The organism is Pseudomonas sp. NPDC087817 (genome assembly GCF_044742875.1).
Classification (GTDB): Bacteria; Pseudomonadota; Gammaproteobacteria; order Pseudomonadales; family Pseudomonadaceae; genus Aquipseudomonas.
Map to the genome: position 1 here is coordinate 18011 of NZ_JBIUVJ010000038.1, position 13879 is coordinate 31889.

The 13879-nt window shown below is 58.0% G+C and carries 18 protein-coding genes and 1 pseudogene; 12 read left to right on the plus strand and 7 right to left on the minus strand.

All coding sequences use genetic code 11. The annotated features are described in order from the left end of the window. Positions 1-36 precede the first annotated feature (36 nt). The 3 genes from ACIONG_RS20765 to ACIONG_RS20775 form a co-directional block, all read right to left on the minus strand. The gene (locus ACIONG_RS20765) at positions 37-711 is read right to left on the minus strand and encodes a DUF6933 domain-containing protein (protein WP_103304052.1); all 675 of its coding nucleotides are present in this window, start codon (positions 709-711) and stop codon (positions 37-39) included. Positions 712-743: 32 nt separating this feature from the next. Continuing rightward, the gene (locus ACIONG_RS20770) at positions 744-878 is read right to left on the minus strand and encodes a hypothetical protein (protein ID WP_401302429.1); all 135 of its coding nucleotides are present in this window, start codon (positions 876-878) and stop codon (positions 744-746) included. Positions 879-1181: 303 nt separating this feature from the next. After that, entirely contained in the window at positions 1182-1994 is an 813-nt protein-coding gene (locus ACIONG_RS20775) for a sulfite exporter TauE/SafE family protein (protein ID WP_401302431.1), read from the minus strand. A 112-nt stretch (positions 1995-2106) separates the two neighbouring features. Between ACIONG_RS20775 and ACIONG_RS20780 the strand changes: the two genes are divergently transcribed. From ACIONG_RS20780 to ACIONG_RS20795, 4 genes and pseudogenes are all read left to right on the plus strand, one after another. Further along, the gene (locus ACIONG_RS20780; RefSeq protein WP_401302433.1) at positions 2107-2874 is read left to right on the plus strand and encodes an AraC family transcriptional regulator; all 768 of its coding nucleotides are present in this window, start codon (positions 2107-2109) and stop codon (positions 2872-2874) included. Between the two features lie 93 nt (positions 2875-2967). Then, on the plus strand, positions 2968-3285 hold the full coding sequence (locus tag ACIONG_RS20785; protein WP_401302435.1) for an XRE family transcriptional regulator: 318 nt from the start codon (positions 2968-2970) through the stop codon (positions 3283-3285). Between the two features lie 42 nt (positions 3286-3327). After that, positions 3328-3683: pseudogene (locus ACIONG_RS20790) on the plus strand (type II toxin-antitoxin system RelE/ParE family toxin). Beyond that, entirely contained in the window at positions 3670-3990 is a 321-nt protein-coding gene (locus ACIONG_RS20795) for a helix-turn-helix domain-containing protein (RefSeq protein ID WP_047295878.1), read from the plus strand. The pseudogene ACIONG_RS20790 and the gene ACIONG_RS20795 overlap by 14 nt, the downstream one beginning before the upstream one ends. 12 nt (positions 3991-4002) lie before the next feature. Here the strand turns inward: ACIONG_RS20795 and ACIONG_RS20800 are convergent, their stop codons facing one another. Next, positions 4003-5058, minus strand: a complete 1056-nt coding sequence (locus ACIONG_RS20800) for an MBL fold metallo-hydrolase (protein ID WP_103304047.1) — start codon at positions 5056-5058, stop codon at positions 4003-4005. Between the two features lie 216 nt (positions 5059-5274). Here ACIONG_RS20800 and ACIONG_RS20805 point away from each other — a divergent pair, with 216 nt between their 5' ends. The 3 genes from ACIONG_RS20805 (at position 5275) to ACIONG_RS20815 (ending at position 7667) form a co-directional block, all read left to right on the plus strand. Next, positions 5275-5883, plus strand: coding sequence for a TetR/AcrR family transcriptional regulator (locus ACIONG_RS20805; RefSeq protein WP_401302438.1), 609 nt, complete (start codon positions 5275-5277; stop codon positions 5881-5883). A gap of 157 nt (positions 5884-6040) precedes the next feature. Next, positions 6041-7105 carry a diguanylate cyclase gene (locus tag ACIONG_RS20810; RefSeq protein WP_401302440.1) on the plus strand — a complete coding sequence of 355 codons (1065 nt, stop codon included), beginning with the start codon at positions 6041-6043 and terminating at the stop codon, positions 7103-7105. Positions 7106-7139: 34 nt separating this feature from the next. Continuing rightward, positions 7140-7667: a DUF1003 domain-containing protein gene (locus tag ACIONG_RS20815; RefSeq protein ID WP_401302442.1), complete on the plus strand. Its 528-nt coding sequence runs from the start codon at positions 7140-7142 to the stop codon at positions 7665-7667. On the opposite strand, the gene ACIONG_RS20820 is transcribed toward ACIONG_RS20815, so the two are convergent. Next, entirely contained in the window at positions 7668-8582 is a 915-nt protein-coding gene (locus tag ACIONG_RS20820; RefSeq protein ID WP_401302466.1) for a LysR family transcriptional regulator, read from the minus strand. It abuts the gene before it with no gap. A 213-nt stretch (positions 8583-8795) separates the two neighbouring features. Between ACIONG_RS20820 and ACIONG_RS20825 the strand changes: the two genes are divergently transcribed. Further along, entirely contained in the window at positions 8796-9497 is a 702-nt protein-coding gene (locus tag ACIONG_RS20825) for a CTP synthase (protein ID WP_401302444.1), read from the plus strand. Beyond that, positions 9494-9802, plus strand: coding sequence for an antibiotic biosynthesis monooxygenase (locus tag ACIONG_RS20830; protein ID WP_103304042.1), 309 nt, complete (start codon positions 9494-9496; stop codon positions 9800-9802). The genes ACIONG_RS20825 and ACIONG_RS20830 overlap by 4 nt, the downstream gene beginning before the upstream one ends. A 134-nt stretch (positions 9803-9936) precedes the next feature. Here the strand turns inward: ACIONG_RS20830 and ACIONG_RS20835 are convergent, their stop codons facing one another. Further along, positions 9937-10263: a DUF2025 family protein gene (locus ACIONG_RS20835; protein WP_103304041.1), complete on the minus strand. Its 327-nt coding sequence runs from the start codon at positions 10261-10263 to the stop codon at positions 9937-9939. Between the two features lie 224 nt (positions 10264-10487). On the opposite strand from ACIONG_RS20835, the gene ACIONG_RS20840 reads away from it, so the two are divergent. Together ACIONG_RS20840 and ACIONG_RS20845 are read left to right on the plus strand one after the other, a co-directional pair. Then, positions 10488-11606, plus strand: a complete 1119-nt coding sequence (locus tag ACIONG_RS20840) for a glycerophosphodiester phosphodiesterase (protein ID WP_401302447.1) — start codon at positions 10488-10490, stop codon at positions 11604-11606. Further along, entirely contained in the window at positions 11607-12290 is a 684-nt protein-coding gene (locus ACIONG_RS20845; protein ID WP_401302449.1) for a helix-turn-helix domain-containing protein, read from the plus strand. Between the two features lies 1 nt (position 12291). Here the strand turns inward: ACIONG_RS20845 and ACIONG_RS20850 are convergent, their stop codons facing one another. Further along, complete coding sequence (locus ACIONG_RS20850; protein WP_401302451.1) at positions 12292-13170, minus strand: sterol desaturase family protein; 879 nt, start codon at positions 13168-13170, stop codon at positions 12292-12294. A gap of 167 nt (positions 13171-13337) precedes the next feature. Here ACIONG_RS20850 and ACIONG_RS20855 point away from each other — a divergent pair, with 167 nt between their 5' ends. Further along, complete coding sequence (locus ACIONG_RS20855; protein WP_007917758.1) at positions 13338-13643, plus strand: PepSY domain-containing protein; 306 nt, start codon at positions 13338-13340, stop codon at positions 13641-13643. The last annotated feature ends 236 nt before the right edge of the window (positions 13644-13879 follow it).

Below are 13879 nucleotides of genomic sequence, written 5' to 3' on the forward strand. Positions count from 1 at the left end.
CGAGTGCAACCGCACATTTCGGCTGCACCCTGGCGCTTAATGAAAAGCTTCGATCTCTCGCCACGCCGCCAGACGCCGCTCCAGGGCTCTTTCGATACCCGCCTCATCAACAGCGCAATATTCCCGTAACCAATGAGCGACCATTTCAACATTCGGCCAGTAAGTATCTTTCTGACCTTTGCTGCTTCTGGGCGTGTCATTCATCGCGGCATCGAAACCAATGGCTGCACGTTCACCCTGTGGTAAACAGCCCCATTCAGCTGCACTGCCCTGAAAATACCAGGCGATTTCATCAATGTGTTTTTGTGCGCTGCGATGGCTGCGCCGATAAAAGCTGTACTCGCGACAACCTTGGTCCATGCGCTCCGGCATGATGCCGGCATCGACCCAATCCATAAGGCCATGATTGATCGCATCGTGGATCAATCCTTCACGCCAACGATCAGCAAACCAGGCAACGAAACCTTCTGCGTCAGCCTTTTTCGCATCGGCGAAGACCATGCAGTAACGGGTTTTCACATGGATAACAAACAAAACGTGCTTACGTTGCACAGTGATCGCATGGACTAGCCACTGCTCTACGGAACGGCTGGCCTCGTCATCTTCGATGGCTGGCGACGGCGGTTTGTTGTCCACCGGTGTAATCTTTTTGCCTTTATGGATGCGGCTGAAGAACTTGCTGGCAGCTTCGGTGCAATTGAAGATCAACATCCCGGTTCTCTAGTCAGTGTGGGTCGCATCAATCAGTCGTGATGAGCAGTTTCTTCAACCCAGTCGATTTCGTAGGGTCGGCGCTCAATATCGGAAAACTTCCTGCGGGCATCATCGCTCAATATCGACAACTCCGCGTCAGTCAGCAGGTCATGCGAGACCATCATGGTCAATTTCCATGACGCGGAGGATCGAGCGAGACCATCGAACATTCGAGCCATATCGCGATTCCGATCATTGATCAGTCCGTAAATCATGCCGTAGCGGGAATGCGCCGAAAGAGCACCGTGCTGAGTAATGGTTTTGGTGTCGGCGAGAACGCCTTGGCAAAATCGATCAAGTGCAATCTTGCGCAGTTCCTTGAACTTCTACCAGTCACTCTCAATCATCGAACTGGTTCCCCTCTGCACTTTTTCTTGAAACGTTCGAATGTGTTGTCTGATGCCTCAACGATACAAAGCATCAACTCATTACGTCCACATACTCAGCACCACCACAACCAGCAACCCAATATACACCCGCGCATGCACTTGATCCGGAATCCGTCCGATCCACGGCGTCGCCAGTCGAATCCCCAACAACGAGCCGAGCGTCAGCACCGCAAACGCCAGCAAGTCCACATACCCGACGAACCATGGCCCCAGGTCTGTCTCGCTGAAACCGGCCATTGCCATGTACGTCAACGTTCCGGCCACTGCCACCGGTACGCTGAGCGGATTGGCCATGGACGTTGCCTGGGACATGCTCAGCCCGCAACGACGCAACAGCGGCACGGTCATGACGCTTCCTCCTACACCAAGAAACGTCGCGATGGCGCCGATGCCTACACCTCCGCCGGACGTTTCTGTATTGCCAAGTCGGCGTGGGATGACGCCTTCCGTGTGTGTGAGAAATCCGCGTCTGAGCAAGCAGTCGATGATGGTCACGCCGAGGTAGGCGATGAAGGCATAGCGGATGACTTCACCGCTGACCCACACGGCTGCTATCGCGCCGATAACCGCGCCCAGTCCGATGAAGCCGCCGAGCGGCCACAGGTAATGACCGATCAGGTTACCGGCGCGGCGGTGTTTGTCGGTGGCGATGAGCGCATTGACGATCATCACGCAGGTCGAGGTGGCGACAGCGATGTGCATTGCCGATTGGCCGATGGAATCGTTGGCGCCGTGGCTGGCGTTGAGCATGCGGTAGAGCAGCGGCACGACGACGAAGCCGCCGCCGAAGCCAAAGAGCACGGAGGTGATGCCGGTCAGGCAGCCGAAGAGTGTCAGCAGAAGATAGAACATGGCGCGTCGTCCGTGGGTGGGGAGCGGTCGACGATAGAGCGGCAGCGCTTGGCCTGCTTCAGCAAGTCAGCCAATAATGTTTGCGTTTACGCCAACTGCCGGATGCCACTCGATGCGCAATGTTTCGATCAATCTGCTGGATGACACACCACGCCCGGTGGTGGCGATTGGTACGGATTATTCCCACGGTCACTTGCTGCCCTTTCATACGCATCGACGGGCGCAATTGCTGTACGGCGCGACCGGGGTGATGCAGGTCAGCACCCATGATGGCAACTGGATCGTGCCGCCACAGCGGGCGGTGTGGATTCCGCCGGGGGTGGCGCATGAGGTGTTGATGCTGGGAGTGAGCACTCGCAGTGTGTATATCGAACCGGGTGCCGTGGATCTGGAGGAGCGCTGCCAGGTGATCAATGTCTCGCCGTTGCTGCGGCACTTGCTGATGGAGGCGGTGGAGGTGCCGCTGACGTATGACCCGAGCGGTCGCGATGGTGTATTGATCGATTTGTTACTGCATGAACTGCAACGCAGCGCACCTTTACCGCTGCATATTCCGCTGCCATCTGACGGAAAACTCCTCACGCTGTGTCAGAACTTTCTTCATCAGCCGAACGCCCATCAGTCGCCACAGCACTGGGCCGAGCAGTTACACATAAGCTTGCGCACATTCAACAGACTGTTTCGCCAGCAGACCGGGTTGAGCTTCAGCCAATGGCGGCAACAGGCCTGTGTGGTGCAGGCGCTGGCGCGACTGGCCGCCGGTAAAGCGGTGACGCGTATTGCGCTGGACTTCGGTTATGAAAGCCCGGCGGCGTTCTCGACGATGTTCCGGCGCATTCTCGGCCAGCCACCGTCCGTCTGGTTGGAGGCGGCAAATTAGCGCAAATCAAAAAATGCGTTTGATCCCGGCCGAAAACAACTGTACAAAAACACAGTACATTTTCAATCAGCACTCTTGAGCCCGGAGCACACCATGGCCTCTCTTGCGATGAACCACATCCTCGAACGCATTGCCCTTTTCCAGTTCACCCCGACTCACTGCGTGCAGGCCCGAGCGATGCTGGGCTGGAGCGTGGATCAGCTATCGCGGGAAGCTGAGGTTTCGGTCGACGACATTCTGCGGTTTGAAGCGCAGCAAGAGGTGGCGGATGCGGCGCGTCTGGCGCTGGCGTATCGGTTTGAATCGCGCGGATTGGTGTTCTTTCCCGGATTTGCGCCGGGACGCAGTGCGAGTTTGAACGCGATGGCTTCGGAAACGGCCGGGCGTGGGGATTATGCGATGGCTGATTGAAAGGACAAGTTGATTTTTATTCCTAAATAGGTATATTTTCGCATGAGTGCAAGGAAGCCACTCTTGTGGGTCTGCAGTAGCAAGAAAGATCTCAAGCAGATGCCCACAGACGTACAGGATGTTTTTGGTTATGCACTGGATCTGGCCCAAAGTGGCTTGAAGCACCCAGATGCCAAACCCCTGAAAGGGTTTGGAGGCGCAGATGTACTAGAGCTGATCGAAGAACCTACCGCGCCATTTATACGGTTCGTTTCGGCAGTGCAATTTACGTTTTGCACTGTTTTCAGAAGAAGTCGACAAGCGGAATTAAAACCGCCCAATCCGACATCGATTTGATCCGAGGCAGACTTCGAGCCGCTCAGGATCACGCGAAAGGATCAGAAAATGATAGAAATTGAAGAAGGCAGCGGCAACGTCTACCAAGACCTCGAATTGCCCAATGCCAGTGAAATGCAGGTCAAGTCGCAACTCGCGGCAAAGATCGGCGAGATCATCAAGGCACGCCATCTCACTCAGATTCAGGCTTCTGAAATTCTAGGGCTATCTCAGCCGAAACTTTCCGAAATGCTGCGAGGGAAATTTCGAGGCATCAGTGAAGCCAAAATGATGGAATGTCTTTCACATCTTGGGCGAGACGTGCAGATCGTAGTGAAGTCAGCCCCCCGATCAAGGAAAGAGGGGCGTATTGAGGTTGTATTCGCCTAACACGAACACTCGTCAGGCGTTCTGCACCACCGCCCCACTCTCCCCTTCAACCCCCAACCACCACGCATCCCCGCGTTGTGGTTGAGCGATGTTGAACGCTTCACCCATTTGCGGCGTGGTGATCGAAACGCTGCGCTCCCAGGCCAGCGCCAGAATGCGGTCAAACGGTTCATGCCAGGCATGCATCGCCAGATCGAACGTGCCGTTGTGAATCGGAAACAGCCAGCGGCCCTTGAGGTCGAGGTGGGCTTGCAGGGTTTGCTCGGGTTGCATGTGCACGTGCGGCCATTCGACGTTGTAGGCGCCAGTTTCCATCAGGGTCAGGTCGAACGGGCCGTACTGTTCGCCGATGCGCTTGAAGCCGTCGAAGTAGCCGCTGTCGCCGCTGAAGAAGATCCGGGTGTCGCCGTCGATCATCACCCAAGAGGCCCACAGCGTGCTGTTGCCGTCGAACAGACCACGACCGGAGAAGTGCTGCGACGGCGTGGCGATGAAGCGAATGCCGGCGACTTCGGTGCCCTGCCACCAGTCGAACTGGCGGACCTTGTTGGCATCGATACCCCACTTGATCAAAGTGTCGCCGACGCCCAGCGGCGTGAGGAACAGATTGGTCTTGACCGCCAGCCTGAGCACGGCTTCGTAATCGAGGTGGTCGTAGTGATTGTGGGACAGGATCACCGCTTCGATCGGCGGCAACTGGTCGATGCTGATCGGTGGCTGGTGAAAGCGTTTCGGGCCGGCCCATTGCACCGGCGAGGCGCGCTCGGCGAAGACCGGGTCGGTGATCCAGAATTTATCCTGCATCTTCAGCAGCAAGGTCGAGTGACCGAGGCGATAGACGCTGTGGTTTGGCGCCGCGAGCAGGTCTTCACGGGTCAGCGGTTGTACCGGAATCGGCGCGGCTGGCCGGGTGTTGCGCGGTTTGTGGAAGATCATGTTCCACATGATGCGCAGCATCTTGCGCAAGCCTTCGCGCTGAACCGGTGCATGATTGCGGAACAGCCCTTGATCCTGTCGAGAGGCTTCAGGCGTGGAAATTTTATCCGGGAGGGAAACTGGATTGGCCATGACTGAATGACTCCAGAAAAACCGCGCAATTCGCGGTATTTCACGGTGGGACGATAAATGGCCAAGGCACGCACGCATCAGCCGAACTTTCTGTTTTTTAGGTTGCGAGGATTAACGCAACATTACACTGGTCGGTGTAGTTTCTAGGTTGCATCAAAGCCGCCGACAAGTAAACTGCCAAGTGTAATTTCATTATTGACCTGCCGAAGCGTACTTATGACAGCTCCACAGCGCCTCACCGACCGTAAACGCGAAGCGATCATTCAGGCGGCGATTGCCGAATTTCGTGCCAACGGTTTCGAGATCACCAGCATGGACAAGATCGCGGCCACCGCCGGGGTGTCGAAGCGCACGGTGTACAACCATTTCCCCAGCAAGGAAGAGCTGTTCGCCGAAATTCTCAATCAATTGTGGACGCGGATCAGCGCGGAACAGTCGGTCACCTATGACCCTGAACAGCCACTGCGCGATCAGTTGTGGCAGATGCTGCTGGCCAAAGTGCAGATGATGGCGGATGAAAACTTTCTGACCTTGGCGCGGGTGGCAATCGCGGCGACGATTCATTCTCCGGAGCGTGCGCAAAACATGGTCGAGCGTATGGGCGAACGCGAGGAAGCACTGACCGTGTGGATTCGCGCCGCGCAGGCCGATGGCCGGTTGAAACCGGTCGATCCGCAATTTGCCGCGCATCAGGTGCAGGGGTTGCTCAAGACCTTTGGGTTCTGGCCGCAGATGTCGCTGGGTCAGCCACCGCTGGATGCCGAGATGCAGAATGCGGTGGCCGAATCGGCGCTGGAGATGTTTCTGGCGCGCTATCAGCTCTAAAACGGCCCTGTCTTGCGCGTCTCATCGATTAAATGGCTCGAAAGGACACTGATTATTCCCGCTGGAATAAATGACAATGTCCGACAATCGACCGACGGACGGTCAACCTGAAAAAGATACTGCAAAGTATTTCAGGATGAATTGCGCGCAGGACATCATGGAAAACCAACGCGGCAAAGGCTTGTCATTCGCCAGACGCATCTATCTGCCACGGGCCATCGGTCTCGGTGTTGGTTTTTTCAGCGTCGGCGCGGCACTGTATCCGCTGAACATGCCGACCTGGCTGTGGGTGCTGTTGGTGTTCAACGGGTTTATCTGGCCGCATCTGGCCTTTCAAGTATCGACCCGCTCGGCATTCCCCTATCAGGCCGAACGCCGCAACCTGTTGTATGACTCGCTGTGCGGCGGTTTCTGGGCCGCGTGTTGTCAGTTCAATCCGCTGACCGCCGTGACCATCCTGTCAATGATGACCATGAACAACGTCGCTGCCGGTGGTCGACGTCTGTTTGTCTTGGGTGCCATCACTCAAGTCGCGGGCATGCTGCTCGGTGGATTGATCTTCGGCTTCAAGTTCAACCCGATGATGACGCAAACCCAGGTCTGGGCCTGCTTGCCGATGCTCACGCTGTATCCGCTGGCCGTGGGCATGGTCTGTTACCAATTGGCAATCAAACTGGCCCAGCACAAACGCACGTTGAGCGCCCTGAGCCGCACCGACAGCCTGACCGGATTGCTCAATCATGGTGCCTGGAAAGACCTGCTGCACCTGAAGTTTCAGCAATGCCGTCAGCACAATACGCAAGCGATTCTGGCGCTGATTGATATCGACCATTTCAAGCTGATCAATGACAGCTACGGCCATATCGTCGGTGATGCGGTGCTGCAGCAATTGAGCCGCGAACTTAAACGTCTGCTCGATGCCGGTGAACTGGCCGGGCGCTACGGCGGTGATGAGTTCTGCGTGATTCTGCCGGATCTGCCGCTGAACAAAGCAGAGTCTTTGATGGAGCAACTGCGTCAGGCACTGGATCAATACCGCCATCCGGATGTGCCGGAAATGCGCGTCAGCCTGAGTATCGGTCTGGCTCGGTTTCAGCCGAACTACAGTGATGCGATTGCCTGGCTGGATGACGCCGACAAGGCGCTGTACACCGCCAAACATACCGGCCGCAACACCATCAGCGTGGCGTTGAGTCACTCGGCGACGCGCGCAGGGCTATAGTGACGCGACGTCCCAATGCCCTGCCGAGAGCGCCATGAATTCCGAGAAAACCGAAACACCCGCCCCTGTCGATCACCTGCGCTTCCATCGCCCGCACGCCCATTTGGCCACCACCTTCGGCAACGACACCTTCGCCCTGCGTGCCGAGGCGTTCGCGCGGTTCTTCGGCACGCCGATGTTTCTCGGTGCGCAAACCCTGATCGTGGTGTTGTGGGTCAGCCTCAACGTATTTGGCGTGACCACATTCGACGTTTATCCCTTCATTCTGTTGAATCTGGCGTTCAGCCTGCAATCGGCCTACGCCGCGCCGCTGATCCTGCTGGCACAAACCCGTCAGGCTGCACGCGACAAGGCGCAATCGGACGCCGACGCGCAACACCGCGAAGCTCTGGCGCAAGCCAACACCGAACGCCAGGCGGAGGCTGCGAAAAACTCCGCGCAATTGCTCGAGTTGCTGGAGCAGAACACGCGCCTCACCGAGATGACCAAGAGCCTGACCGAACGCATCGAAGGCCTGACGCGCGAGCTGCACGCGCATGTGTGTCAGAACCCGCAACGCTGATCAGGGCAGACGCAGCGCCCGCCCGAGTTCATCGAACAGCGTGACTACCGAACGTAATGCCCGGCAATCCGGGCGTGTCAGTAGCCACAGCGCGGTGTCGTAACCATGCAAGGGTTCGCTCAAGGCCCGCAAACCGTCGGTGATCAGAAAATCCGGCAACGCCGCAACTCCGAGGCCGGCCCGCACCAGTTCCGTGACTGAAAGCATGCTGTTGCAACGATAACCCGGTGTCACACCGGGCAACTGCTGGCGACGCCAGGCGATGGTCGGGTGATCGGGCAGAAAGTCGTCCGGGGCGATCCAGGTCAGCGCGGCCAGATCTGACGCGTCGACGTGCTGTAAATAGCGTTCGCTGGCGCAGACCCGGTAGGAAATCTTCGCCAATTGCCGTCCGACCAGATGCTCCGGCGGTGTGCGTGTCAGGCGCAGGGCGATGTCAGCGTCACGACGGCTAAGGTTGGCGAAATCGTTGGAGGTACTCAACTCGATGGTCAGCGCCGGGTAGTTGGGCATGAACTGCGCCAGCGCCGGCAGCAGCAAACCTTGCAACACCGAGTCGGTGCAGGTCAGGCGCACCGTGCCGCTGACCACTTCACCGCCCTGCTCCACACCGATCCGCGCAGCTTCGAGGGCTTGTTCAGCGCGTTCGGCCTGCTCGGCGAGCGTCTGCGCCAGCGTCGTCGGCAAGTAACCGGCACGGCTTTTTTCGAACAGTTGCTGACCGAGGGCGGCTTCGAGACGGCGCACGGCGCGAAACACGGTCGAGACGTCTACTTTTAAAAGTTGCGAAGCGCGGGCCAGCGAGCCACCGCGCACCAGCGCGAGGATCAGCGCCAGATCCGGGTAGTCGAGCCGATAGTGCGCCGCTGCATTAATCACTTGGGGAAACGCCCATATTGAGTGCGTGAGCGCCAATCTATAGTGGTCACCAACAACCGACAATCATGTTCTCTCTGAGCCAAACCCAAAATCTGTGGCGAGGGGATTTATCCCCGATGGGCTGCGAAGCGGCCCCATAATTTCAAGAGCAACGACGGCTTCGCAGCCGATCGGAGGCGGTGCGACGTTTCGCTAAATCCCCTCACCACAGATAAGTTTCAACTCACCGAGTTTAGAAAAGGAAATCCCATGGACGCCATTTCCATCGCCCTGATCGGCGATTACGACCCGCAAGTCACCGCCCACCAAGCCATTCCAGTGGCCCTCGGGCAGGTGGCCGAACACCTCGACCGTCCACTGACTTTCCGCTGGCTGGCCACTAACCAAATCGACGCCAACACCGCGCTGCAAGACTTCGACGGTTTCTGGTGCGTCCCCGCCAGCCCCTATAAAAGCGAAGACGGCGCGCTGCGGGCGATCCGTTTTGCCCGCGAACAACAGCGTCCTTTCCTCGGCACCTGCGGTGGTTTTCAGCATGCCGTTCTGGAATTTTCCCGCAATGTGCTGGGCTGGGCCGATGCCGAACACGGCGAAACCGCGCCCGATTCCGCAAGAGCCGTGCTCACGCCACTGACCTGTTCGCTGGAGGAAGCCGTGGACAGCATTCATCTGCTGCCCGGTTCGTTGATCGCCAAGGCGTACGAAACGTCCGAGATTCGTGAAGGCTATCGCTGCCGCTTCGGTGTGAATCCGCAGTTCGAGCGTGATCTGTTAAACAATCAGCTACAAGCCGTGGGGCACGATTCGGCGGGCGACTTGCGGGCGATCGAACTCGCAAACCACCCGTTCTTTGTCGCCACGCTGTTCCAACCGGAACGCGCAGCGCTCAAGGGCCAGATGCCGCCACTGGTGCGAGCGTTTATCGAAGCCTGCACGGAGCAAAGTCGATGAAACCAGAATGTTTTGCGGTGATCTTCACCTCGACCCGCACCGAGGGCGACAACGGTTACGCCGAGGCGTCCGAGCGCATGATGGAACTGGTCAGCGAACAGCCGGGATTTCTCGGCATCGACTCGATTCGCGGGGCGGATGGGGTCGGGATCACGATTTCGTACTGGGACAGTGAGTCGGCGATTCTGGCGTGGCGCAACCATCCCGAGCATCGGGTGATTCAGGAACGTGGGCGGGCGGTCTGGTATTCGGCGTTTCAGACGCGGGTGTGTCGGGTTGAGCGGGAGTATCGGTTTGGGCAGTGAGCTTTCTGGGTAATCAATGACCTCATCGCTGGCAAGCCAGCTCCCACAGGGTATTGCGTGGCTCTGAAGGTCACGCTGTACCTGTGGGAGCTGGCTTGCCAGCGAAGGGGCCAGAAGCTTCACCGCAAAAACCTTCAGCCCCGCACCAGACTGCGCACCGCGACAATCTCCGGCACTTCAACCTTGCTCATGTAAACCCGCAACGGCTCGGTGATGTTGATCCGGTCATCGATATTCTGATCCAGCAGCAACTGGATCAACTCGCGTTTAAGGGTCATGGTCGTTTCCGATACCCGCGCCCAGACAAATTCACTGGTCGCAATGATGCCGTCATCCGCCACGTCCATGCCGAACGAATCTTCGCTGAAGCGCACGATGTATTGACCGGTCTTGCGGTTGAGGCCGACAAAGCCCTTGAGGTCGTCGGCTGCCTGGCAGATGAGTTGGGAGGTGATGCGCATGGTAAACCTCACGAAATGTTGATCGATGGTTTACACGCAGGGCGAAACAGTAGGCGCGCCCTCTGCCGGGACGTCTGCCGTGGGCAAGCGTACTGCAAACGGCGCCACAAAAGTGCAGGAAAAATCGCTTTTAATAGGGTTTATGTCGGTCTGGCGATAGCACGCAATCGATTCAGTTGTTAAAAGGTACGTCTTTGAAAATGCCCTGCGAAAGGAACTCGAACATGCCCGCCACTTTCACCAAAAGCGCCCTCATGCTGAGCCTGCTGCTCGGTCTCGGTCAGGCGCACGCCGCCGATGTCGATGCGCTGGCCGCCGCCCACGGCATTCCGCACCCGGCGGTCATCGCCCACCGTGGCGCGTCGTTCGATGCTCCGGAATCCACCGCCGCTTCCTACAAACTGGCGCGCGACCTGGGTGCCGATTATCTGGAAATGGACCTGCAACGCAGCAAGGATGGCGTGTTGTTCGCCCTGCACGACAACAACCTTCAGCGCACCACCGACGTCGCAACCAAGTTCCCCGAGCGCAAGGACAGCCCGGCCACAGCCTTCACCATGGCCGAACTGAAAACCCTCGACGCCGGTAGCTGGTACAACAAGTCCTACCCGGATCGCGCACGCCCGTCCTACGCCGGGCTGAAAATTCTGACCCTCGATGAAATCATCGACATCGCCCAGGCCAATCCGCAGCATAAGCCGGGCCTGTACATCGAGACCAAAGAGCCGCAACTGTTCCCAGGCATCGAGAAAGACCTGAAAGAGAAACTTCAGGACCGCGGCTGGCTGAGCCCGGCCGGTTCGAAACTGGCGAAAAGTGCGCTGGGTGTCGGTCAGGGCAAAGGCAAGGTGATCCTGCAAACCTTCGAGAAAAACAGCCTCGAACTGCTGCAAAAGGAAATGCCGCAAGTGCCGAAGATCCTTCTTCTGTGGGTCGGCGAAGGCAGCATCGAGCCGAAATCCAAGGTGACCTTTGCCGACTCCGGCGAGAAGGACAAGAACGTTTTCTACGGTAAACAGGAACCGAAGTCCGAAGCCGAATTCAAGCAGTGGGTGGATTACGCCAAGGCTCAAGGTGCAATCGGTACCGGTCCTTCGGCGAAGCTGACCAAGGGCGGCGATCAGAGCTATTCGGATCTGGTGCAACCGTGGATGAATAAATACACCCACGATCAGGGCCTGCTGGTGCACGTCTACACCGTCGACGAGCCAGTGGACTTCGAGAAAGTCATGGCTGCAGGCGTGGACGGCATTTTCACCAACCGCGCCAGCGAACTGTTGAAGTTCTATAAACGCCCGGCCGCTGCCAGTGTCGATCAGGTGTTGAAGAACAACGGTTTCTGAGTGACCACACACACCGAGTGGACAGGCCGCCTCTGGCTGGGGCACGACTATGGCCTGATCCACGGAGTGTCGGGGCGCACGGCGCCCCATTCCCACTATGCCCACCAGATTATTCTTGCCCCTGAGCGACCGGCGACGGTATGGCTCGATGGCGAAACCCTCAGCGTCTCGCAGCTGTTGATTGCCTCAAACGTGCGCCATGCGATTGTTGAAGCGCCGGACCCGCTGTTTACCGTTTATGCCGAACCGTTGCTGTTTGCTGCGCCCACGTTGCGTGAGGCGTTGTTTAACGCCGAACTGACGTTGCCTGCGCTTGATCTGGCGATACGCCAATGCCCGCGTCGTTCGCTGAGTGACCCGCGCATCGAACGTGCGCTAGCGGCGCTGGACGCTTCACTGACCGATAAAGTCGCCGCCCGCGCCGTGGCCGATACGGCGAATTTATCCCTGAGCCAGTTGCAGCGACTGTTGGTCAGTCAGGTCGGTTTGCCGGTGCGCAGGCTGGTGTTGTGGCGGCGTCTGCGCAGGGCGATGGCCTCGATTCTGGCGGGCGAGTCAGTGACATCCGCTGCACACAACGCAGGTTTCGCCGATTCGGCGCACTTCTCGCGCAGCCTGAAAAAACTCTTCGGCGTCACCGCGCGCCAGGCCTTGCAACACATCGACCTGACACTGCTCGACTGAGTCAGCGGCGCAGCGCATCGGGCACTTGCGGTTCGCGACTCGACGTCACTGTTTCAAACGGATCGAGCAATTGCGCCACATAGTCGCGAGGGAAATCCGGGCGGCTGCCAATCCCCAGATCGCCTTGGCCGATGCGGTAATCCTCGGTGTAGAAACCGGTGCCCAGCAGCCAGTCCCACACGGTGAAGAACAGCCCGAAATTAATGTCGCCGGCTCGCCCGTACTTCATGTGATGGAAACGATGCAGTGGTGCCCAGGCGAAGATCCAGCGCAGAAAGCCGAGGCGCATATCGACATTCGAATGTTGCAACAACAGTTGGATCGCAATGGCGAATGCCAAGAGCGTTGCGACCTGCAACGGAATGCCCAGCACCAGCAACGGCAACAACCCCGCCGAGGCTTCGAGCAGTTGATGCAACGGATGCTTCATCAAACCGTTGAAGCCATATAAACGTTCAACACTGTGATGCACGGCATGTAATCGCCACAGCCACGACACGCGATGACTGGCGTAATGCATCAGGCTGATACCGGCATCGGCAATGACAATCGCCAGCCCCAGTTGCAACCACAACGGCCAGCCCCTTGGCCACACACCGTCAATCGCCAGCACGACGACCAGTCCCGGTAGTGCAAGCAACCCCAAGGCACTCAACGCTTCGTTGACCAGCGCATGGAGTATGTCGCGCCGGCGATCACCGGCCGCACGATTCCAGTACACCTCGTAAGGCAGCGCCCACTCGGCCATGAACGACACCGCCAGCGCGGCAATAAACAGCGGCAACAACCACAGTGTCGAGACCTCTGCCAGCCACACACCCAGTCCGATAAAGCCGCCCCAGAACAACGGCGCGTACAACCCGGCCATCAAACGCTTCATGTGCACCTCCATTGATCGAAGGCACAGCATGAAATCTCCCGGCGTGGGGTAATTGAACAAACGACGCAATCGAACGGGCGGTTTTAAGGGTGAGTTAAGTTGCGCTGGTTAATCTGAACTCACTGAAACAGCACACCCGCTCAGACAAACACTAAAGGATTGAACCGATGAAAACTTTGACTGCCCTGTTTACCGCCGCTGCCCTGACCCTCACCGCTGGCCTGGCCCAGGCTGACGTCCGCGTCGATCAGATCCCTGAGTTGGTCAAGTCCGGCAAGATCAAGTCGCTGGAGTCGATGAACGCCGAAGCGCTGAAACTGCATCCGGGTGCGACCATCACCGACACCGATCTGGATAACCACTTCAACGGGTATGAGTACGAAGTTGAATTGAAAACCGCTGATGGCAAAGAGTTCGACGTCGACTTCGACGCCACCACCGGCAAGGTGCTGAGCAACAAGCAAGACACCTGATTCAACGCCCATCCAAAGCCGCACGATCCATCGATCGTGCGGCTTTTTCATGCCCGCACAAATCCCTTGTAGGAGTGAGCCTGCTCGCGATGGCGGTGGATCAGTCGACATCACCGTTGCTGACCCACCGTCATCGCGAGCAGGCTCACTCCTACAGGTTTTTCTGCCTGCCGTAGGATTTATGGCCGATCCAGATTCTGTAGGAGCTGTCGAGTGAAACGAGCGTGCCGCAGCTC